This is a genomic window from Pseudoalteromonas rubra (assembly GCF_000967655.1).
GTDB lineage: Bacteria > Pseudomonadota > Gammaproteobacteria > Enterobacterales > Alteromonadaceae > Pseudoalteromonas > Pseudoalteromonas rubra_A.
Genome location: NZ_JXYA01000001.1, coordinates 97,980 through 117,224 on the forward strand (window position 1 = coordinate 97,980; position 19,245 = coordinate 117,224).

At 49.0% G+C, this 19,245-nt stretch carries 24 protein-coding genes; 7 read left to right on the forward strand and 17 right to left on the reverse strand.

The genetic code is table 11. The features are described 5' to 3' along the window. Positions 1 to 200 precede the first annotated feature (200 nt). A complete protein-coding gene (locus TW77_RS00470; RefSeq protein ID WP_046002998.1) occupies positions 201 to 869 on the reverse strand; it encodes a tRNA-uridine aminocarboxypropyltransferase in 669 nt (222 codons plus the stop codon). A 63-nt stretch (positions 870 to 932) separates the two neighbouring features. Here TW77_RS00470 and TW77_RS00475 point away from each other — a divergent pair, with 63 nt between their 5' ends. Beyond that, on the forward strand, positions 933 to 1,472 hold the full coding sequence (locus TW77_RS00475; protein WP_082078771.1) for a GNAT family N-acetyltransferase: 540 nt from the start codon (positions 933 to 935) through the stop codon (positions 1,470 to 1,472). 34 nt (positions 1,473 to 1,506) lie between these two features. Here TW77_RS00475 and TW77_RS00480 read toward each other — a convergent pair whose 3' ends face one another. The 3 genes from TW77_RS00480 to folB are packed head-to-tail and all read right to left on the reverse strand — an operon-like array spanning position 1,507 to position 3,147. Beyond that, positions 1,507 to 2,310, reverse strand: coding sequence for an undecaprenyl-diphosphate phosphatase (locus tag TW77_RS00480; protein WP_046002999.1), 804 nt, complete (start codon positions 2,308 to 2,310; stop codon positions 1,507 to 1,509). Beyond that, the gene (gene folK, locus TW77_RS00485; RefSeq protein WP_046003000.1) at positions 2,307 to 2,795 is read right to left on the reverse strand and encodes a 2-amino-4-hydroxy-6-hydroxymethyldihydropteridine diphosphokinase; all 489 of its coding nucleotides are present in this window, start codon (positions 2,793 to 2,795) and stop codon (positions 2,307 to 2,309) included. Before folK ends, TW77_RS00480 begins: the two co-directional genes overlap by 4 nt. Position 2,796: 1 nt before the next feature. Next, entirely contained in the window at positions 2,797 to 3,147 is a 351-nt protein-coding gene (folB, locus tag TW77_RS00490; protein WP_046003001.1) for a dihydroneopterin aldolase, read from the reverse strand. A gap of 109 nt (positions 3,148 to 3,256) precedes the next feature. Between folB and plsY the strand changes: the two genes are divergently transcribed. After that, positions 3,257 to 3,847 (forward strand): glycerol-3-phosphate 1-O-acyltransferase PlsY, encoded by a 591-nt coding sequence (gene plsY, locus TW77_RS00495; protein ID WP_156158562.1) that lies wholly within the window; start codon positions 3,257 to 3,259, stop codon positions 3,845 to 3,847. Positions 3,848 to 3,857: 10 nt separating this feature from the next. Here the strand turns inward: plsY and tsaD are convergent, their stop codons facing one another. Genes tsaD through TW77_RS00510 form a run of 3 tightly spaced genes read right to left on the reverse strand, consistent with a single transcriptional unit; the run spans position 3,858 to position 5,820 of the window. Then, a complete protein-coding gene (gene tsaD / locus TW77_RS00500; protein WP_046003002.1) occupies positions 3,858 to 4,871 on the reverse strand; it encodes a tRNA (adenosine(37)-N6)-threonylcarbamoyltransferase complex transferase subunit TsaD in 1,014 nt (337 codons plus the stop codon). A 36-nt stretch (positions 4,872 to 4,907) separates the two neighbouring features. Continuing rightward, positions 4,908 to 5,504 (reverse strand): YjaG family protein, encoded by a 597-nt coding sequence (locus tag TW77_RS00505; protein ID WP_046003003.1) that lies wholly within the window; start codon positions 5,502 to 5,504, stop codon positions 4,908 to 4,910. Next, positions 5,488 to 5,820 carry a DUF2007 domain-containing protein gene (locus tag TW77_RS00510; protein WP_046003004.1) on the reverse strand — a complete coding sequence of 111 codons (333 nt, stop codon included), beginning with the start codon at positions 5,818 to 5,820 and terminating at the stop codon, positions 5,488 to 5,490. Before TW77_RS00510 ends, TW77_RS00505 begins: the two co-directional genes overlap by 17 nt. A 63-nt stretch (positions 5,821 to 5,883) precedes the next feature. Between TW77_RS00510 and TW77_RS00515 the strand changes: the two genes are divergently transcribed. From TW77_RS00515 to TW77_RS00525, 3 genes are all read left to right on the forward strand, one after another. Continuing rightward, a complete protein-coding gene (locus TW77_RS00515) occupies positions 5,884 to 6,282 on the forward strand; it encodes a DUF2721 domain-containing protein (RefSeq protein ID WP_046003005.1) in 399 nt (132 codons plus the stop codon). Positions 6,283 to 6,341: 59 nt separating this feature from the next. Continuing rightward, a complete protein-coding gene (locus TW77_RS00520) occupies positions 6,342 to 7,868 on the forward strand; it encodes a DUF3369 domain-containing protein (protein ID WP_046003006.1) in 1,527 nt (508 codons plus the stop codon). A 109-nt stretch (positions 7,869 to 7,977) separates the two neighbouring features. Further along, the gene (locus TW77_RS00525; protein WP_046003007.1) at positions 7,978 to 8,883 is read left to right on the forward strand and encodes a LysR family transcriptional regulator; all 906 of its coding nucleotides are present in this window, start codon (positions 7,978 to 7,980) and stop codon (positions 8,881 to 8,883) included. Positions 8,884 to 9,031: 148 nt separating this feature from the next. Here TW77_RS00525 and ubiA read toward each other — a convergent pair whose 3' ends face one another. Both ubiA and TW77_RS00535 read right to left on the reverse strand, forming a co-directional pair. Next, entirely contained in the window at positions 9,032 to 9,898 is an 867-nt protein-coding gene (gene ubiA, locus TW77_RS00530) for a 4-hydroxybenzoate octaprenyltransferase (RefSeq protein WP_046003008.1), read from the reverse strand. Beyond that, on the reverse strand, positions 9,895 to 10,401 hold the full coding sequence (locus TW77_RS00535) for a chorismate--pyruvate lyase family protein (protein ID WP_162197929.1): 507 nt from the start codon (positions 10,399 to 10,401) through the stop codon (positions 9,895 to 9,897). Before TW77_RS00535 ends, ubiA begins: the two co-directional genes overlap by 4 nt. Positions 10,402 to 10,577: 176 nt before the next feature. Here TW77_RS00535 and TW77_RS00540 point away from each other — a divergent pair, with 176 nt between their 5' ends. Continuing rightward, positions 10,578 to 10,973, forward strand: a complete 396-nt coding sequence (locus TW77_RS00540; RefSeq protein WP_046003010.1) for a flagellar basal body-associated protein FliL — start codon at positions 10,578 to 10,580, stop codon at positions 10,971 to 10,973. 24 nt (positions 10,974 to 10,997) lie between these two features. Here TW77_RS00540 and glpG read toward each other — a convergent pair whose 3' ends face one another. The 6 genes from glpG to TW77_RS00570 all read right to left on the reverse strand — a co-directional run bounded on the left by glpG (position 10,998) and on the right by TW77_RS00570 (position 16,295). After that, on the reverse strand, positions 10,998 to 11,819 hold the full coding sequence (gene glpG / locus TW77_RS00545; protein ID WP_046003011.1) for a rhomboid family intramembrane serine protease GlpG: 822 nt from the start codon (positions 11,817 to 11,819) through the stop codon (positions 10,998 to 11,000). Next, positions 11,816 to 12,133 carry a thiosulfate sulfurtransferase GlpE gene (gene glpE / locus TW77_RS00550; protein WP_046003012.1) on the reverse strand — a complete coding sequence of 106 codons (318 nt, stop codon included), beginning with the start codon at positions 12,131 to 12,133 and terminating at the stop codon, positions 11,816 to 11,818. Before glpE ends, glpG begins: the two co-directional genes overlap by 4 nt. Before the next feature lie 87 nt (positions 12,134 to 12,220). Beyond that, complete coding sequence (gene tdh, locus TW77_RS00555) at positions 12,221 to 13,246, reverse strand: L-threonine 3-dehydrogenase (RefSeq protein ID WP_046003013.1); 1,026 nt, start codon at positions 13,244 to 13,246, stop codon at positions 12,221 to 12,223. An 82-nt stretch (positions 13,247 to 13,328) separates the two neighbouring features. Beyond that, positions 13,329 to 14,525 carry a glycine C-acetyltransferase gene (locus TW77_RS00560; RefSeq protein ID WP_046003014.1) on the reverse strand — a complete coding sequence of 399 codons (1,197 nt, stop codon included), beginning with the start codon at positions 14,523 to 14,525 and terminating at the stop codon, positions 13,329 to 13,331. 172 nt (positions 14,526 to 14,697) lie between these two features. Next, on the reverse strand, positions 14,698 to 15,255 hold the full coding sequence (gene gmhB, locus TW77_RS00565; RefSeq protein ID WP_046003015.1) for a D-glycero-beta-D-manno-heptose 1,7-bisphosphate 7-phosphatase: 558 nt from the start codon (positions 15,253 to 15,255) through the stop codon (positions 14,698 to 14,700). Continuing rightward, complete coding sequence (locus TW77_RS00570) at positions 15,252 to 16,295, reverse strand: glycosyltransferase family 9 protein (RefSeq protein ID WP_046003016.1); 1,044 nt, start codon at positions 16,293 to 16,295, stop codon at positions 15,252 to 15,254. Before TW77_RS00570 ends, gmhB begins: the two co-directional genes overlap by 4 nt. A 2-nt stretch (positions 16,296 to 16,297) precedes the next feature. Between TW77_RS00570 and TW77_RS00575 the strand changes: the two genes are divergently transcribed. Then, on the forward strand, positions 16,298 to 17,164 hold the full coding sequence (locus TW77_RS00575) for a 3-deoxy-D-manno-octulosonic acid kinase (protein ID WP_240479437.1): 867 nt from the start codon (positions 16,298 to 16,300) through the stop codon (positions 17,162 to 17,164). A 23-nt stretch (positions 17,165 to 17,187) separates the two neighbouring features. Here TW77_RS00575 and hldE read toward each other — a convergent pair whose 3' ends face one another. Both hldE and TW77_RS00585 read right to left on the reverse strand, forming a co-directional pair. Then, the gene (hldE, locus tag TW77_RS00580) at positions 17,188 to 18,633 is read right to left on the reverse strand and encodes a bifunctional D-glycero-beta-D-manno-heptose-7-phosphate kinase/D-glycero-beta-D-manno-heptose 1-phosphate adenylyltransferase HldE (RefSeq protein WP_046003017.1); all 1,446 of its coding nucleotides are present in this window, start codon (positions 18,631 to 18,633) and stop codon (positions 17,188 to 17,190) included. Further along, positions 18,630 to 19,223, reverse strand: a complete 594-nt coding sequence (locus tag TW77_RS00585) for a D-sedoheptulose-7-phosphate isomerase (protein WP_046003018.1) — start codon at positions 19,221 to 19,223, stop codon at positions 18,630 to 18,632. The genes hldE and TW77_RS00585 overlap by 4 nt, the downstream gene beginning before the upstream one ends. Positions 19,224 to 19,245: the final 22 nt, after the last annotated feature.

Genomic DNA, 19,245 nt, shown 5'->3' on the forward strand with positions numbered 1-19,245 from the left:
AATGGGAGCGCTGATTGCTTTAAGGACAGTACAGGATGTACATCTCGCAGAATGACAACGCAAGGCGAGACATGGACGAGCATGTAAGGAGTTGATCTCATCAACATAGCAGGACGCTATTTAGAAGATTCCGTCAAGCGCGGCCCGCAAGGGTCGCGCTCTTCTTATTCCCATCCCTTTTAAATTTAGCGTTCAACTGCTTACGCCAGTTTGCTTTTCTTCCCTTTCAGATACGCATCACGAAAATCGACAAAATGCTGGGTCAGATATTCCGCAGCCTGTGTTTCACCATTTTCAGCCAAAACCACACAAGCCACTTCTGCCGTCCCCAACTGGTGCGCATGTGGGGCCACCCTCAGCTTATAATCCGACAAGCTTTCTGGTGTCACGGACAAAACCGGAAACTGATCCAGATAAGGACTTTTGCGAAACATCTTTTTCGCTTCACGCCAGGTCCCGTCGAGAAAAATGTACAGCGGCACTTTATCGCTTTGCCGTGTTACCCGATTGACCACGCGCTGCGGCTCGACATTGTCAGCCGGAAACACCACCACAGGCTGATACCTGGGATCGGCTAATAAAGCCAGTAAACGCGGGTCAGGATCGGTACGGTCCCAGCGAAACGCATGGTTATCCGGGACAATATCAGCTATCAGGCGACCCGTATTAGAAGGTTTAAAACTCTCATTATGATACATGAGCAAACACACCGCACTGTCGCATTTCGCGACCTGAACCCCCGCACAAATACATAAAGGTTCGGCCAGTAAACACCGCTCACAGCGAGGTAATTTTGATCCCCGGGCCTTGAATTCCCGCCGCGCGGATGCTATTTGTTGAGCTCGTAATGCCAGTACCGAGTTTTCCACACTTCTCTCCTCAAACTTGGGTCGGCTATCTTAGACAATTCTGACCATAAAAGCAGTATAACAATGATGATAATTGCCCCTTCAACACGCCTGAAATACCGGCTTATGACACAACAAGATGGTGAGCTGCTCGCTGAGCTCGACAGTGACCCTGTGGTAATGCGCTACATTACCAATGGCCAGCCAACTTCTCGCGAGCAAATTGAGCAGTTTTACCTGCCGCGCCTGGCCAAATTTACCAACCCTCAGCAAGGTTGGGGTCTGTGGCATTGCAGCCTGATTGACGACGACACTTTTCTGGGCTGGGTTTTGATCCGCCCCATGCACTTTTTTGATGGTGACATGGATGAACGGGACCTGGAGATAGGCTGGCGATTTAAGCAAATGGCCTGGGGGAAAGGTTACGCGACCGAGGCCGCCGGGCATATTGCCGCGCATCTGGCTAAGCAGAATAAGATGGATTATTTGAGCGCCATTGCCCTGAAAAACAACCTGGGCTCGATTAATATCATGAAGAAGCTGTCGATGACGTTTTTAAAAGAAGGGAAACACTCAGGCCCGGACGGGCCTGAGGATGTGGTGTACTACCGTAAAACGGTATAGACCTTGGCGGGCTGTTGGGCCCGCCTTGAGTGCATTACACTGACAGGAAAATCACCAGGAACAGGCCCAGCAACAGCCGATAGATCACAAACGGCAACATCCCCATCCGCTCAATCACTTTCAGGAAGAAATGAATACACGCATAGGCGGCGACAAACGACAACACAGCACCAGTAATAATGGCGTTCCAGTCGATTAGCTCATCACCAGTGGCCAGTTTCAGCGTGTAGTAGCCACCTGCCGCAGCAATAATCGGGATTGACATCAAAAATGAAAAACGCGCTGCGCTTTGCTTGTTCAGACCCAGCATCATGCCTGCCGTCATGGTGATCCCCGAGCGAGAGGTTCCCGGTAACAAAGCGGCTATCACCTGAGCGAAGCCAATGATCAGGGCACTGCGCCAGTTAAGCTGATAGATGGTTTTCGTTTGTTTTGCAGTGGCATCAGCGTACCACAGCAACAAGCCAAAGATGACGGTGGTTGCCGCAATCACCCAGGCACTGCGGGAAAAGTCCTCAACCAAATCTTTGGCTAAAAATCCGATAACCAGACCCGGAATAGTCGCCACTATGATCCACCAGCCCAGCCGACTGTCATCCGTCGTGCCTTGCTTGCCGAACGATTTAAACCAGGCACTCAGTATATCTGCCACTTCTTTACGAAAGTAAATCAGTACCGCAGCCAATGAGCCGACGTGAACGGCAACATCAAAGGCCAGGCCCTGATCCTGCCAGCCCAATACCTGTGATGGTAATATCAGGTGCGCCGAGCTGGATATAGGCAAAAATTCAGTTAATCCCTGGATCAACGCCAATACAATTATTTCAATGATACTCATGGTAAGGAAAACTCCACTTTCCATAGTTTTTGTGTGTGGTTGTCGTACGCTTGCCAGATATCTTCAATACTGCAGCCCTGCACAGGATGAATAAATTCCGGGGCAATTTCGGCCAACGGCCTTAAGACAAATGCATTCTTAGTGATCTCATCGCGCGGCAATTGTGCAGGCGTATCGCAGATCATATCGTCATAAAAAAGAATATCCAGATCCAGCGTTCTGGGGCTGAATTTCTTATCCTGAGGCGTTCTGCCGTTGTCACGTTCTATCTGCTTTAGCAAAACGCATAAATCCGATAGCGCCATATCCGTGTGTGTCGCAAACACCGAATTATAAAAATTCCTGCCACTAAACCCCACCGGCTCGCTTTCATAGACATCGGAATGAACATAATCCGGAAAATGACTGATGAGCGCCGCCAGTCCCTGACGAAAGTGACGATCACGATCAACATTAGAACCAATACTGATAAAAACGTGCGCCATATTATCTGTTCCGCGTAATTTCCAGGCCAACCGTTTGCGCCTGAGGGACCGCTGCCGGTTTGCTTACCCGGATTGTCACTGCCTCAATAGCAAACTCTTGTAAGATCAAAGCAGCAAGTTGCTCAACTAGCGTCTCAAGCAGCTCAACCCGGCTTGCCTCGGTGTGGGCAATCACGCGCTCGCTAACCTTGGCATAGTCCACCGCAAGGGTGATGTCATCCTGACGTGCGGCAGCCGAGATATCGGTCTTCATCTCTATATCAAAGAAAAGGCTTTGTTTACTTTCTTTTTCAAAGTCGTAAACTCCTATTATGGTCTCGACGTGTAATTGCGAGATATAGACCGTGTCCATGTAAACTCCTGACATGACTGATTCGGATCGGCTTTTTCACGTACTCAGCCGCCTTAAAATAAAGCGTCGATGATAGCCCAAATAGCGGCAAGAAAAAATAAGGAAGCTTGTGATAGTCAGTTTAATATGTATTTGTGCTTATTTATTTGGTTCAATCTCTTCCGCGATCTTGATCTCCAGGCTGTTTTCACTGCCCGACCCCCGCTTTGCCGGCTCCAATAATCCCGGCGCAACCAATGTGTTGCGCCTCGGCGGAAGGCTCCCTGCCGCGATGGTACTGGTATTTGACATCCTCAAGGGCACCATTCCGGTGTGGGGAGCGTATTTTCTTGGCATTGAGCCAATCTGGCTGGGGGTGGTTGCGGTATGTGCCTGCCTGGGTCATATTTATCCGGTCTTTTTCCATTTCAATGGTGGCAAAGCGGTCGCAACGGCGTTTGGCGCGCTACTACCGATCGGGCTGTCATTGGGAGGCATGTTGATAGGTACCTGGTTGCTGGTACTGGCATTGACGCGCTACTCGTCACTCGCAGCCATTGTTACCGTGTTAGCCGCGCCCGCATACACCTGGATGATCAAACCCTTGTATACCCTGCCCGTCTGCTTTTTGACTGTGGTCATTATATTCCGCCACAGAGCCAACATACGTCGGCTCCTGAGCGGTACCGAGCCTAAGCTCGGCAAGAAAAACGTCGATTAAAACCAGACGGTTATAGCGAGGGTAAGCTGTCCAGCGGCCAGCGAGGTTGTGTTTTCATGCTTAATTCTGCCGTTTGACCAGCCTTGAGACGCTGCATACCAGCGTAGGCGATCATCGCGCCATTATCGGTGCAGAATTCTGTGCGCGGGTAATACACTTTGCCTTTCATGCCCTGCATCATGCGCTCCAGCTTAGTGCGCAGTTCAGTATTGGCACTGACCCCACCGGCAATGATCAAACGATTAATGCCCGTCTCTTTTAACGCCCGCTTACATTTAATCGCCAGCGTATCCACAACCGCCGTCTGAAAGGCATGGGCAATATCCGCTTTCGTTTGCTCGTCATCACCGGCCGACTTAATGGTATTAGCCGCCGCGGTTTTCAAACCACTAAAACTGAAATCCAGTCCGGGACGGTCTGTCATGGGTCTTGGGAATACAAAACGACCCGCTTCCCCTTTGGTTGCCAACTTGGCCAGCATAGGACCACCCGGATAATCGAGCCCCAATAACTTGGCCGTCTTGTCAAAGGCCTCACCGGCGGCATCATCCACCGATTCACCCAGCACTTCGTACTCACCGATACCGGCGACTTTTACCATCATGGTGTGGCCACCTGATACCAATAAGGCAACGAACGGGAACTCAGGCATTTCGTCTTCCAGCATCGGTGCCAGTAAATGCCCTTCCATATGGTGCACAGCTACGGCAGGAATGTTCCAGCCAAAGGCCAGAGAACGACCAATAGAAGTCCCGACCAGCAAGGCGCCGACCAAACCCGGTCCCGCTGTATAGGCAATGCCATCCAGCGACTCTGGTCCACACCCGGCTTGCTTAAAGGCGGCCTCAATAAGAGGAATGGTTTTGCGAACATGATCTCTCGAAGCCAGTTCTGGTACTACGCCGCCATAATCAGCATGGACTTTAACCTGGCTATATAACTGGTGTGCCAGCAATCCCTGCTCATCGTCATAGATGGCGATCCCCGTCTCATCGCACGATGATTCGATACCTAAAATTCGCAATTTTAACTCTCCACTACAAAAAATTTGGATAAAAAATCAGGCTTCGATTGCCAGACCTATGTTGGTCTGACCGTCGCTCAATGCCAGCGCTTTAAGGGTTTTAACCGATTGATTGTCAATCCTCGGCATCTCAGCGACACAGTCAATGAGCTCACTAAGCACGTCAATTTCGTATTGCATCAACGGATGCTCTCTGACATGTTGATTGTCGGGCTCAATACCTTCTGCTTCAAGCAGGAACTCTATGTACCTGGCCACGGTTGCCTGAGATATTTTGGCGACATTGACAAACTCGCTTTCATCTTTACTCATGACGCCCTGAATAAACCCAAGCAACGCGGTTGCAACGTCAATCGCGGCATAGGTGCCAAACATGTCGAAGTCTTTCAGCTCGGGAACATTGGGCTCAATTTTTTCAATTTGTTTTTCCAGGCTGATTTTGCTTTTTGGCAGCAACACTTTTTCCCAGCATACATTCAACGCACTTCGCAGGGTTGTCTCGTCACCAAACCCGGTGGCTTCACTGAATAAACCATAATTTGGCAGCATACGTTCTAATATTGCAGCCGCAAGCACCGCTTTTTGTAAATAATTGAGTTCTCTGATGCGTTGAAAGTTATTGGCCTTTGTCATAGCTTTTTCCACAGTGCCAGCAATATTGAAACCCCGAGCCATTGTGCTCAGCGCAGCTGTGACACTGCCAGTCTTCCGATAAATTAGTTTGCTGATAGTTTACCAAGATTTCTTCTGCCTCGGGTACTTTTATCGCACAGACAAATATTTTTATTGTGTTATGACTGAAGGGCATTTCCCCCAACGCCGCTGCCAGTGCTTCCCCTTCTACGTGTGTTTTCAGCCGTGCCTGGGCCAGTAACCCGAGCACAATATGGGCTTCTAATGGGTTATCCGTACGATACACGCACGTCCATTCAAGCATTGCATTACTCATCGCCGGGCTCCAAATTTTTGCTATGATATTCACTATTGTAGCGTGCTTAGACGGAGTACAAAAATGACGCTCACCACACCCGGGTTACTATTTCCTGCCATTTCCTTGCTATTGCTGGCTTACACCAATCGATTTTTAGTGCTGGCACAGCTGATCAGAGAGTTAAACGCCAGAGAGGGCGACCAGCTCAGGCCCTTGGTTGTCGCCCAGATTGATAATCTTAAAAAGCGTATTAAGCTCATTCGCCTGATGCAGGTATGGGGTGTCATTGCCTTTTTACTCTGTACTATGTCGATGTTTGCCTTATTCGTTGATGTGGCACTGTTAGGGGTCGTGTTGTTTGGCGCCAGCCTGTGCTGCCTGACACTTTCTTTATTGCTTTCACTGTACGAGATACATATTTCCTGTGATGCCATAGAGATTGAACTTAACAATATTGAAAAAAAGCCAATACAAGATTAAGCAACTCACTTTTTTGCTGGCTATACTAACAGAGAATAGGCACTGAGCAGAGGTTCTATGTGAGCAGTTTTCTCTTTTCAAATGAGCCACTTAAGGAAGAAGAGCATATTACTGTCGATAATACCTGCTGGGATATCCTGGTGGTCGATGATGAAGAAGACATTCATCAGGTGACCAAATTAGTGTTATCGGATTTTCGGTTTGAGCAAAAGCCATTGCGTTTTCATCATGCCTACTCGGCAAAACAGGCAATGGACATCCTCAACTCAGAAGACTCCATATCGGTGGGTTTAATTGATGTAGTGATGGAAAGTAATCATGCCGGGCTGGATCTCATTAAGTTCATTCGTAATGACATGGCCAACCATGATATTCGCCTGATCTTACGCACCGGACAGCCAGGAGAAGCACCTGAAGAGTCGGTCATTCGTGATTACGACATCAATGACTACAAAAACAAGACTGAGCTCACTGCGGTGAAATTAAAGACCTTACTTTACTCAGCGCTGCGCTCTCACCGCGACATCCAAACCATTGAACGCCATAAACAAGGGCTCGAGCGCATTATTGATGCGTCTTCCAGCTTTTTGAAGTGTAATAATGTCCAGGACTTTGCCTCCACCATCTTATCCCATGTTGCGGATGTTATGGGGCTCAGTGATTCCGATATCTATTGTGCGGCTGCCGTTAATAAACAATATGGCGCGGGGGCGAAATTTCAGCTGCTTGCGGCCTCTGGCGCAGGCATAGCACCGGAACAAACCGCCCTGCCAGACAAAGTGAAAAGCCGTTTTATAGAGACCCATAACCGTAAAACGTCCAGCAAGTCTGATCATGAGTATGTCGGTTACTTTACCAGTCAGGCTGGTTTAGAGACTATGCTCTATGTTAGTAAGAAAGGCCTGTTGCAGCCTACAGATTGCCAGTTACTGGCCTTTTTCGCTAATAACATTGCGCTGGCGTACGACAACCTGAATCTCAGAGAAACCGTCAAAGAGTCACAAAAAGAGCTGTCTTATATCCTCGGTGAAGCGGTAGAAAAACGTTCTAAAGAAACCGGCTCTCATGTAAAGCGAGTAGCACATTACAGTTTATTACTGGCTAAATTGGTCGGATTAAACGATTATAGGGCCGAAATTATAAAACTTGCTTCACCTTTGCACGACATTGGCAAGATTAGCATCCCGGATGTCATTCTAAATAAACCCGGAAAACTGAATGACGATGAATGGGCAATAATGAAGACTCATGCCCAACAGGGCTATGAAATACTAAAAAACTCAACAAATGATATTTTGCAATGCGGCGCAATCATCGCACACCAGCACCATGAAAAGTGGGACGGCAGTGGTTATCCGCAAGGCTTGAAAGGTGAGCAAATAGACATTGCCGGAAGAATTACAGCGCTGGCGGATGTGTTCGATGCACTCGGAAGCGTGCGGTGTTACAAGCCGGTTTGGACACTTGAAGAAATTCTAACAGAGATAAAACGCCAGCGTGGTCAACAATTTGATCCCAAACTGGTTGATCTGTTTGTAGAAAATCTGGAACAATTCGTCGCAATACGTGATCAATACCCAGATTAGTTTTTGTAAGCGAAATGTAAAAAATTCACTTGGATGTTTCTCTAAACTGTATTAGTATTAGGGAATCAACGTTGTCATTGCATTTTTGTTGAAATAAAAGGAATTTCACATGAGATTTGAACAACTCGAGCAATTCGTTGCTTTAGGCAATTTACGCCACTTTAGGCAAGCCGCAGAACAAACCAATATCAGTACTTCCGCACTCACCAGAAGCATTCAGACACTGGAAGATGAGATTGGCTGTGAACTTGTCAAACGATCGACCCGCTCCGTCAAACTGACCGAACAAGGTGAACTTTTTCTCAATTATTGTAAGTCGACCTTATCGGAATTAGACATAACCAGAAACACTATCAAACAAAGCTTGTTTGGTCGTGATCAACAGCGCGTTGTTGTTGGTTACACTGCTCAAGCAAGTAGCATAGTGCCAACGTCATGTGGACAGTTTTTGGCGGATTTCCCCAACGTCAAAGTTGAAATGCAACTTTTGAGTGAACACGATCTGCTTCGCAAGCTCCAGCTTGGCGAAATAGATATCAGTGTTTATCTTGAATCTGCAACCAGCTTAGTGAGTGATATCCACCTGCCAGACCAACTGATTTTGTTTGTCGCCAAACAACATCCGCTGGCAACACAAGACAGCATTCGCCGCAGCGAGCTTGCTCAGTACCCTATGTATGGCTGTTTCTCTCAGTCTAAACAGGTACAGAACATGTTGAATGAAGCGGTTGAAGGGCTTAACAAGTCAACCAATGTCAAAATTGGTAATATCAGCCAGGTGATTGACGGACTGAAGAATAGCCAAAGCTTTGCAATAGCCAGCATTGAACATTCTAAGGTCATAGCACAAGACCCTGATCTGATCTTACTCAAGACTAACAAGGATGCGAGTCATGAACAAATTGTCGTGCAAACCAGCCACCAGCTTGGCAGTGGTTCACACGTCAGTAATTTATTGTCATTAATTGAGCAAACAGCACAGAAAAATGCCGTTGCAACAGCGGTAAACAGTTAACAGGAAGCGTTAACTGTTTTCTTATCTGTTTGGATAAATGGGAGATTTGAGCGAGTTTTAAGCTAGATATTCTGTTCGGGTATCGCGGTTTTCAACCGTAGGAATAGAGTCAAACAAAATTCGCTCACTCACTTCCCCCCTGTTTCCATCACAAGCCAGCGACCACACCGGCGAACATCGCCAAACCAACATAATTATTACTCAGAAAGGCCTTAAAGCACTTATCTCTGCTTCTGTCATTGATCTGCCATTGCAGTTTCACCAGCCACACCCCGGCAATGGTAAATCCACACCAGAACCATATAGACATAGTAACCTGAGTTGCCACCCAGGCCATACAGGCTAAAAACGTCAGATTGAGCACCGCAATGACATGTCGATCCCAACGACCAAACAGAATAGCGGTGGATTTTATTCCAATGACAAGATCGTCATCCTTATCCACCATGGCATATTTTGTGTCGTAGGCCACAGTCCAAAGCAGATTAGCGATAAATAACACCCAGGCAATGGCAGGCACGCTCTCTTGCACTGCCATAAAGGCCATGGGGATCCCCCAGCTGAAGGCTGCCCCCAACACGACCTGAGGTAAATGCGTGTAGCGCTTCATAAAAGGATAAACACTGGCCAGTGCTAAAGCACCAAACGACAGTAAAATGGTCTGCCAGTTCAACAGCAATACCAGTACAAAAGACGCCCCAATCAACAGGGCAAACAAAGTGAGTGCCTCGCCTTCACTGACTGCCCCCCTTGCAAGCGGACGTTGTGCGGTTCTTTTTACAGCGCCATCAACCTTACGGTCGGCAAAGTCATTGATCACACAGCCTGCACTGCGCATCATAAAAGTGCCCAGCGCAAAGATAAGGAGTAAGTGCCAGTGCGGCATACCATCGGACGCTATCCACAGACTCCAGAGTGTTGGCCACATTAACAACAAAGTGCCGATGGGTTTCTCAACACGCATCAGCTGCTTGTATTCCTCTATATGATCAGAGCGAAGCAACAATAGCTTCATACCTTAACTCCATTTAGGAAAATTTCGCACACCAGAACCTTGCTATTCTGACGCGTAAATACACTGCGCCTTGCGTAACACAGATCACTGTTCGATGTCTCTTTCAACGGGAAAAACGAGGGCAGCATTGCTTTATCCAGCATCGCAACCTCAATTGCACCGCGTTGCCAGGCCTGCTGGTCAAACAAGCGCTCCCCCAGTGGCGTATTGCCAATATTGTTGAGTCCGAGTACCGCAGCACTATCCGGGAGCCAGCTCTGCCCATAAACCACCGGAATATCATCACAATATAGCACGACTTCCCGACACAGGGCGCGGTCACAACCGAGAATCGTCTGCACTTCACCATCAAGCTGACGCACCTGCTCGTTGAGCACTTCCACATGCAAGACACGACATTGCGCGCGCAGCAAAGCCGTCAGAGAGCCAGTTTCACACAACAGTGGGCGCAGGGCGTCCGGAATGTCCTGGTGCCGGGCCAGAGGTTCCCAGCTTGATCGCAATAAATTTGGCAGATTAAACAAGTCAGTAATTCAATTCAGGTAATAACCGCGCCATGATAGCAAAGCTTACTCCGGCAAAAAAGTTTACCTTTCCCTTCCTCACTGCTGTTCATAACCCGGTTTTACGTATAAACTAATCCTATTGTTGGTATTTAGTTAAGTATTTTCAGGCTATTATGAATCGGATCTGTATCGCGTTGATGGCACTTGTGCTGATTTGTGTGAGTACAAACTCACGCGCAGAATCAACCGTCGGCTACTTTGGATTTGAGCCTGATATCATCACCAATTACATCGGGCAGTCCAATAAGAAGCTTGGTTATGTCCGGGTTACCGTTGATTTGATGCTCGATGATGTCAGCAATATCGCCGTCGTTGAACACCACACCCCCCTGCTTCGCGACGCCATTGTGCAAATCTTAAGTAAAGAGCCGGAAGAGACCATTAAATCGCTGACGGGACGGGAAGAAATACGCCAGCGTTGTGCAGAAAAGCTCAAAACGTTATTGAAAGAAGAAACCGGACAAGAAATCATCCGGGAAGTTTTATTTACTAAGTATTTATACCATTAGCGCAGCAAGGCCAGTGGCCTTGCATTAATCCTGACTGCTGCCGCGCACAGGCAATAACACAGCAACGCCCATACCTGCCAGTAAGCCAAATAAATGTGCCCAGTTTGCCATGTTGACGAATAACACGTCTGTGAAGCCCAGCACCATCCAGATCAGCATAAAGCCCACAATCGGGGTGCTAATCAAAGGTGGCGACTGTGGGTGCCTTGCTGAGTGGATCCAGCAAAACCCGAGCAAAGCGTAGACCACGCCACTGAGACCACCGAAGTTTGCATCGGCTAGCAAGTACTGCATCCAGTTACTCAGCAATGCACCGGCGGCAAAAATAACCCAGAGTACCCAGCTGCCCAGGCGATGCTCAATCATGTGACCCAGATACAACCACCACGACAGGTTAAATACCAGGTGCAGCAATCCGAAGTGTAAAAAAGCAGGTGTGATCCAACGCCAGGGGGTCTGTGGTTCAAACTGAAAAGCGGCAAAGACGGGTTCAACCCCATAAACAAAAAAGCTTAAAAATATCCCCACAGAGATAATAAACACCGCTTTGAGCATCCAGCTCAGCGCGGTGAAACGTTGCCACAGATTCAGCTTAGTACCTTGATATACCAGTGGCGACTCTGATGGTGACAGTTGCCAGGACGCCGCCAGATACTTTTCATGATAAGGGTCAGCGATAAACTCCTGCCAGATCTCATTGGCCTGAGACCAGTGCTGTTCATCAACCCACAACGACGTCACCTGTCCGTCCTCGCTGGTAACACGGCACGCAATATGCCGGGTTTTCAGATAGTCTGCGACTCCCTGAACCGCGCGTGGGTTATCAAAGGAGCCCAGATGTTTCATTTTGCTACGTTATCCGGAAGCTCTTGCGCCCACTGTGTAAAACCACCGTCCATGCTGTACACGTCTTCAAAGCCCTGCTCTGCCAGGTAATTGGCAGCCCCTTGCGAGCTGACTCCGTGATAGCAGACCACAATAATCGGTTGCTCAAACTCTTTTTCCTGTAAGAAATGTCCCAGGTTATCATTCGATAAATGCTCTGCACCAGGAATGTGTCCTTGCGCAAACGAATTCGCATCACGGATATCGGCGATAACCAGCTCAGATTGCGCCAACATCTCTTTGGTTTGGGCCACTGAAATATGTTTAAAACTCATAGTACTCTCAATTTAATAAGCAGACACAAAAAACACCTCGTTAACGGCCACAGACCCGAGGTGTTCTGAATTAGGATCGTTTGGACCTTAGTCCCAGTTTAAGATCACTTTACCTGATTGACCAGAGATCATGGTATCAAAGCCCTGCTGGAACTCATCAATATGGAACTGATGGGTAATAATAGGTTCCAGATTCAGGCCTGACTGGATCAGACTCGCCATCTTGTACCAGGTTTCAAACATCTCGCGACCATAAATACCTTTGATCACTAAGCCTTTAAAAATAACCTGATTCCAGTCAACAGCCATATCACCTGGCGGAATGCCCAGCATGGCAATTTTACCACCGTGATTCATGTTGTTCAGCATGCTGTTGAACGCCACCGGCACGCCCGACATTTCCAGGCCGATATCAAACCCTTCTGTCATGCCCAGTTCTTTCATCACGTCTTCAAGCTTTTCTTCGGCAACATTCACGGCCCGCGTTGCACCCATTTTACGTGCCAGCTCTAGTCGGTACTCGTTGACATCGGTGATCACCACATGGCGTGCGCCCACATGCTTAGCCACTGCGGCAGCCATAATACCAATCGGGCCTGCCCCTGTGATCAACACATCTTCACCAACCAAGTCAAAAGACAGCGCTGTGTGCACAGCATTGCCAAATGGGTCGAAGATAGAGGCCAGCTCGTCAGAAATGTTATCGGGGATCTTAAACGCGTTATACGCTGGGATAACCAGGTACTCCGCAAACGCCCCTTCACGGTTTACGCCCACGCCTATGGTATTGCGGCACAGGTGTACACGACCAGCGCGACAGTTACGGCAATGTCCACAGGTAATGTGGCCTTCGCCAGATACGCGATCGCCTATTTCAAAGCCACGTACTTCCTGGCCCATATCTACAACTTCGCCTACGTACTCATGTCCCACTACCATAGGTGTTGGAATGGTATTTTGTGCCCACTCGTCCCATTTATAAATGTGAACATCGGTGCCACAAATGGCCGTTTTACGGATCTTGATCAGCAGATCGTTATGCCCAACTTCCGGTTTGGGCGCATCCGTCATCCAAATCCCTTCTTGTGCTTTTAACTTGGATAAAGCTTTCATGTGTTTTCACTCGTCAGAAACACGCAAGCCGGTGGCTTGCGTTATAAATCGCTCACAGCCAAAGGTGGCTGTCGGGCAATGATTAAATCACGCCCAGTTCTTTACCGATGCGGATAAAGGCATCAATCGCCTTGTCCAGCTGCTCTGTGGTGTGTGCCGCAGAGATCTGAGTACGGATCCGCGCCTGACCTTTCGGTACAACCGGGTAAGAGAAGCCAATAACATAAATGCCTTCAGCCAGTAAGCGATCCGCCATGTCTGAGGCCACTTTCGCATCGCCTAGCATCACCGGGATGATGGCGTGATCTTTACCCGCACAGGTAAAGCCTGCGGCTTCCATTTTACTACGGAAGTGCGCGGCATTTTCCCACAGCTTGTTACGCAGCGCCTGGCCTTCTTTCATCATGTCCAGTACTTTGATAGACGCCGTTACGATAGACGGTGCCAGTGAGTTTGAGAACAAGTACGGACGAGAACGTTGACGCAGCCACTCAACAATTTCTTTTTTACCTGAAGTATAGCCACCTGATGCACCACCCAGTGCTTTACCTAAGGTGCCTGTGATGATGTCCACTCGGTCCATCACGCCACAGTATTCTGGTGTACCGCGACCGTTTTCACCGACAAAACCAACGGCATGTGAGTCATCGACCATAACCAGGGCATCGTACTTATCTGCCAGATCGCATAGCTCAGACAAGTTACAAATAACCCCGTCCATAGAGAATACACCGTCGGTTGCGATCAGCTTGGTTTTTACACCGGCTTCATCAGCTGCGATCAGCTGCTTTTCCAGATCTGCCATGTCATTATTGGCATAACGGAAACGCTTTGCCTTACACAAGCGTACACCATCAATGATAGACGCATGGTTTAAAGAATCCGAGATAATCGCATCTTCCGGGCCCAAAATGGTTTCAAACAGGCCGGCATTGGCGTCAAAACAAGAAGAGTACAAAATGGTATCTTCCGTTTGCAGGAATTCGCTGACTTTAGCTTCCAGAGTTTTATGGATATCCTGAGTACCACAGATAAAGCGCACAGAGGCCACACCAAAGCCATGATCATCCAGGCCGCGTTGAGCAGCCGCAATCAGGTCAGGGTGATTAGCAAGACCTAAGTAATTGTTTGCACAGAAGTTGATAACACTTTCGCCGGTTGATACTGCGATTTCTGCTTGCTGCTGAGAGGTGATCACACGCTCTTTTTTGTATAAACCCTCTGCTTTTACTTCTTCAATCTGTTGCTGAAGCTGGCTGAAAAATGCCGCTGCTCTCATCGGGAGTCTCCATTAGTTGCACGGGGTGTGTGCGACAGGCACACACTGAAGCGCCGATATCGTTTATTTTCAATACCGGCTGTGTCATTAAATTCGTTGCTTATATTTTAAAAGGTTCGCACCTCAATTGCACGGATTGTGATTATCTTGTTCGCAGACGCTTTGTAAACGCTTATGAGATAAACGGAGGCACATCAAGTACCTGACGCAATGTTCCACACACATAGTCGGCAGACGCGCGTACCTCCTCACTGAACGTCTGACCCGACTCAACCAAAATCTTAGTGCGTACATCCGCGGCCTGTGCAGCCTGCATATCCGAGCCCTTATCGCCGACCATCACGCTGCGTGTTGGGTCGATGTCATGTTCTTCAATTGCCTGTAGCAACATACCGGGATTCGGCTTGCGGCATTCACACTCACGCAGGTACTGTGGCTGTGCTTTTGTCGGATGATGAGGGCAAAAGTACACGCCTGAAATCGACACGCCATGGGCCAGAAACTGCTTGCACATCCAGTCAGTGAGCTGTGCAAACTGAGCTTCATCATAATATCCCCGGCCAATACCTGACTGGTTGGTCACCACCACCAGCTTGTAACCCTGAGCCTGAAATTGCTGACATGCCTCAAACACCCCATCAATAAACTCAAAGTCCTCGATTTTATGCACGTAGGCATGATCCTGATTGATCACCCCGTCCCGGTCCAGAAATACCGCTTTGTGTGTCATAATTGTTCCTGTTTTACTACCTGGTCGAACATCTGTGTCACCCGCTCCACTGAGATTTGGCTCATCAAATCACTGCCTTTTAAACGCGTACCCCATTTAAGCTGCTGTGCACTTTTGCCTTTTTGTGCCATCAGGTTGTCATGGTACACCTCGACCACATAATCCTGATACAAATACGGACCAGTGCGTTTGGGGTTTGAATGCGCATACAAACCAATGACTGGCGTGCCAACCGTTACCGCCATATGAGCAGGTCCGGTATCCGGTGCCAGCACCAGTTGCGCCTGCGCCAGCACACACAGTAAGGTTTTAAGTTTGGTTTTGCCCACCAGATTGGTGATATCGCACTGTGCATGCGTCAGGATGGCATCACTGAGCTTGCGCTCCAGCTCGGTCGGTCCGCCTGTCAGCACCACGCTAAACCCCTGCGCTGCGGCATAATCAGCCAGCGCGGCATAACGCTCTGGCAGCCAATTACGTTCTGCTTTACTGGCTGCCGGAGAAATGACGAAAATGCGCGTCAGGCCTTGCAGCAGTTCACGGGCTTCCTGCTTATCCGCCTCGCTCACAGGCATATCCCATGTTGGTGCGTCACACTCAGCCCCGATGGCGCGGGCAAAATTCTGAAAACCTTCCAACACATGGGGCTCACTCTGTGGGGTGATCCGCTTGTTGATCACCAGTGAATGCAGCTCTTTAGAGCGGCCTTTATCAAAACCAATTTTGACTCGGGCGGGGATGCAACGTGCAGCCAGGTTGGCGCGAAACGCCACTTGCATATGCAAAAGGACGTCGAACTTGTGGCCTTTAAAGTGCGCCCTAAGCTGCTTAAATGCAGCCTTACCTTGTTTCTTGTCAAAAATAACAAACTCAACCCCAGGCATATCTGCCAGTAGCATGGCTTCAACTTTGCCTATCACCCAGGTGATCTTTGCCTGTGGATGCGCGCGCTGGATGGCCTGAACAGCCGCAACGGCATGACACACATCACCGATGGCTGAAAGACGGAGAATACAAATGGAAGAAATTGCCTGAGACACACATGTCGCCCGTAACTGAAAATAAGCACCCGATCTTAAATAAAACCCACTATTTTGCAACCTATGAGATTTTCCCCGACAAGAAAAGTCGTTACACTGGGCGTTTGTCGTTGCAGTGCCACTTCAGAGAAGTCATGTTAAAAATAGAACAACACCATAATCACTACTTGCTGCGTACCCGCCATACGCCAGAGTCTTTGTCTTCGGATTGGTTCGACGTGGCATTCTGGCAACGGCAAAACGCCGTTGTAACCTCAAAGCAGGGGCGCGCTGCAGCCTGGTTTGTGCGCTATGCTTCGCAACAGGTTGCGGTCCTCAAACACTACTGGCGCGGGGGCTTAATTGGTAAAGTGCTCAAAGATCAGTATCTGTTCACCGGTCTAAAAAACACCCGCGTGTATCTCGAGTTGGACTTGCTCACTCAACTTGCCAGCCTGGGCTTACCAGTTCCAACGCCGCTGGGCGCCAGAGTCACCGTGTCGACAGGTATTTATCGTGCGGATATTCTGACGGACGCCATCTCAGGCGCACAAAGCTTGTGTGAAAGGCTACAATCAGCACCGCTGCCGTCGCAGGACTGGCAGAAAGTCGCAACCACGCTGGCACGCTTTCATCACGCCGGTGCCTATCACGACGATTTAAACTGCAACAATATTTTGTTTGATGATCAGGGCAAAGTCTATCTGATTGATTTTGACAAAGGTGCGCTCAAAACGCCTGCAAAAGAATGGCACATGGCCAACATTGAGCGGCTTGCCCGTTCGCTAAAAAAAGAGGCATCGCGTTCCACACAGTTTTTCTGCACAGAGCAGGACTGGCAGAGTTTTATTGATACTTACCAGGGTGCAATGACAAAAAAGCCGGCGTAAACCGGCTTTTTTGTCAGACAAGGCTACTCAGTCTCTCTGGCCTTGGCAATGATATTGGATGTGGAGCATCCGTCGAGAAAGGCTAACACCTCAACCTGACCGCCCATGGCAAGGACATGATCGGCACCTGCAATTTCTGACACCTGATAATCCCCGCCCTTGACGAGAATATGTGGGCTGATCTGTTCAATCAGCTTAGCCGGTGTATCGCCCTCACTTTCTTTACCAAACGGGATCACCCAGTCTACTGACGCCAACGCCGACAGCACCATAGCACGCTCATTGAGCGGATTGATTGGCCGCTCTGGCCCTTTCAGTCTTGAAATAGAGTCATCGTTATTGAGACCAACTACCAGCCTGTCGCCTCTGGCCTTAGCTTGCGCCAGATAACGTACGTGTCCGGCATGCAGAATATCAAAGCAGCCATTGGTAAACACTATGGTCTCGCCGTTTTGTTTGGCAAACTCGATGTGCTTGAGCACTTCTTCATAAGGCGTTTGATAATGCTCACCGGTTTGACGCAGATACTGCCCCAGTTTACGGCTCAGCTCCTCCGGGGTTACGGTCGCAGCGCCCAGTTTAGCCACGGCAATCCCCGCCGCTAAGTTGGCCAGCTCCACCGCTTCACTGGGCGAAAACCCGGCTCCCAGCATAGTTGTCAGTGTTGCAATCACAGTATCACCCGCGCCGGTGACATCGCTGACTTCCTGCACCTGAGCGGCAAAATCATGCTTCTCATCTTGCGTGATCAACGACATTCCCTGCTCAGAGCGCGTCAGCAACATAGCGCCAATGCCGGCTTGCTTTATCAAAGCCCGGGCACTGCTCGTCAGTGTCTCTTCGTTGCTGGCGTCTCCTCCGGCGAGACGAAACTCATTGAGGTTTGGCGTTATGTAGTCTGCGCCACGATAGCGGCTCAGATCAGACGATTTCGGGTCGATAAGCACCGTTTTACCGGCATCCTTAGCGACTTTAATCATCTCTTCAATACACGTTAACGCGCCTTTGTTATAGTCTGAAAAAAGCACAAAGTCATAGTGATTAACCACTTGCTCCAGACGGGTCAATAACAGCTGACTGTGGGAATGGACAAAGGGCTCTTCCAGGTCCAGCCGTACCACCTGCTGATGACGACTGATCACGCGCATTTTGGCAATCGTCGGCAGCTCAGCCACAGTGACCAGTTGTGAGGCAATTTGCTCTTTTGCCAGAATCGATTCCAGCTGGCGGCCATTGTCATCTTCACCAATTAGACCCAGCAGTCCAACCTGGCCATCCAAATGCGCGATATTTTTCGCTACGTTAGCCGCGCCGCCCGCTTTGTCTTCCAGGCTACTCACCTTAACCACTGGCACCGGCGCTTCAGGTGAAATACGACCCGTATCACCATGCCAATAGCGGTCGAGCATCACATCACCGACCACCAGAACCTTTGCCTGGTTTAAATTTCTCAATGCACTCAGGTTCATGCTGTCTGCTCCGCAATCACCATATCAACCGCTTCACAGAGCCAGTGGCCGATAAACATGTGGGCTTCCTGAATACGTGCGGTTTCGTCAAAGTCGATGATGATTGGCAATCTGGCGATGTCTTTTACTGTGCCACCAGTACGGCCAGTCAGTGCCACCGTATAGGCACCAATCTCGTTCGCTGCCTGTAATGCCAGATTGATGTTCTCACTGGTGCCTGAAGTGGTCAGGCCAATTACCAGATCTTGAGGCTTACACAGCGCCTGTACCTGGCGCTCAAATACGGTATTAAAGTGATAATCGTTGCTGTGCGCCGTTAAAATTGACGTATCTGTAGTCAAAGCAATGGACGCCAGCGGACCACGCTCAAGCTTGTAACGAACCACAAACTCGGCAGCCAAATGCTGTGCATCAGCCGCACTGCCACCATTACCAAACCAGATCACCTTACCGCCGGCATCTAAGGTTGCCTTGCAGGCGGCCAATAGTTCCACAGACTGGGAGTGATAATCGGCCATTTTTGCGAACAACGCCATATGTCGCTCTAAGCTGGCCTGATAGCTTTGTTTGATGTGATCATTGATTGACATAGTGATCCTTAATAAATAATGC

Excerpts from the sequence above, each read along its gene's own strand:
- TW77_RS00480 (WP_046002999.1), bottom strand. The coding sequence starts at position 2,310 with ATGAGTATCATTGAAATAATTGTATTGGCGTTGATCCAGGGATTAACT.
- glpG (WP_046003011.1), bottom strand. The coding sequence starts at position 11,819 with ATGAAACATCTGGGCTCCTTTGATAACCCACGCGCGGTTCAGGGAGTC.
- folK (WP_046003000.1), bottom strand. The coding sequence starts at position 2,795 with ATGGCGCACGTTTTTATCAGTATTGGTTCTAATGTTGATCGTGATCGT.
- hldE (WP_046003017.1), bottom strand. The coding sequence starts at position 18,633 with ATGAACCTGAGTGCATTGAGAAATTTAAACCAGGCAAAGGTTCTGGTG.
- tdh (WP_046003013.1), bottom strand. The coding sequence starts at position 13,246 with ATGAAAGCTTTATCCAAGTTAAAAGCACAAGAAGGGATTTGGATGACG.
- glpE (WP_046003012.1), bottom strand. The coding sequence starts at position 12,133 with ATGAGTTTTAAACATATTTCAGTGGCCCAAACCAAAGAGATGTTGGCG.
- TW77_RS00540 (WP_046003010.1), top strand. The coding sequence starts at position 10,578 with ATGAATCGGATCTGTATCGCGTTGATGGCACTTGTGCTGATTTGTGTG.
- TW77_RS00475 (WP_082078771.1), top strand. The coding sequence starts at position 933 with ATGATGATAATTGCCCCTTCAACACGCCTGAAATACCGGCTTATGACA.
- TW77_RS00585 (WP_046003018.1), bottom strand. The coding sequence starts at position 19,223 with ATGTCAATCAATGATCACATCAAACAAAGCTATCAGGCCAGCTTAGAG.
- folB (WP_046003001.1), bottom strand. The coding sequence starts at position 3,147 with ATGGACACGGTCTATATCTCGCAATTACACGTCGAGACCATAATAGGA.
- TW77_RS00510 (WP_046003004.1), bottom strand. The coding sequence starts at position 5,820 with ATGAGTAATGCAATGCTTGAATGGACGTGCGTGTATCGTACGGATAAC.
- TW77_RS00515 (WP_046003005.1), top strand. The coding sequence starts at position 5,884 with ATGACGCTCACCACACCCGGGTTACTATTTCCTGCCATTTCCTTGCTA.
- TW77_RS00575 (WP_240479437.1), top strand. The coding sequence starts at position 16,298 with ATGTCGCCCGTAACTGAAAATAAGCACCCGATCTTAAATAAAACCCAC.
- ubiA (WP_046003008.1), bottom strand. The coding sequence starts at position 9,898 with ATGAAGCTATTGTTGCTTCGCTCTGATCATATAGAGGAATACAAGCAG.
- TW77_RS00560 (WP_046003014.1), bottom strand. The coding sequence starts at position 14,525 with ATGAGAGCAGCGGCATTTTTCAGCCAGCTTCAGCAACAGATTGAAGAA.
- TW77_RS00525 (WP_046003007.1), top strand. The coding sequence starts at position 7,978 with ATGAGATTTGAACAACTCGAGCAATTCGTTGCTTTAGGCAATTTACGC.
- TW77_RS00505 (WP_046003003.1), bottom strand. The coding sequence starts at position 5,504 with ATGACAAAGGCCAATAACTTTCAACGCATCAGAGAACTCAATTATTTA.
- gmhB (WP_046003015.1), bottom strand. The coding sequence starts at position 15,255 with ATGACACACAAAGCGGTATTTCTGGACCGGGACGGGGTGATCAATCAG.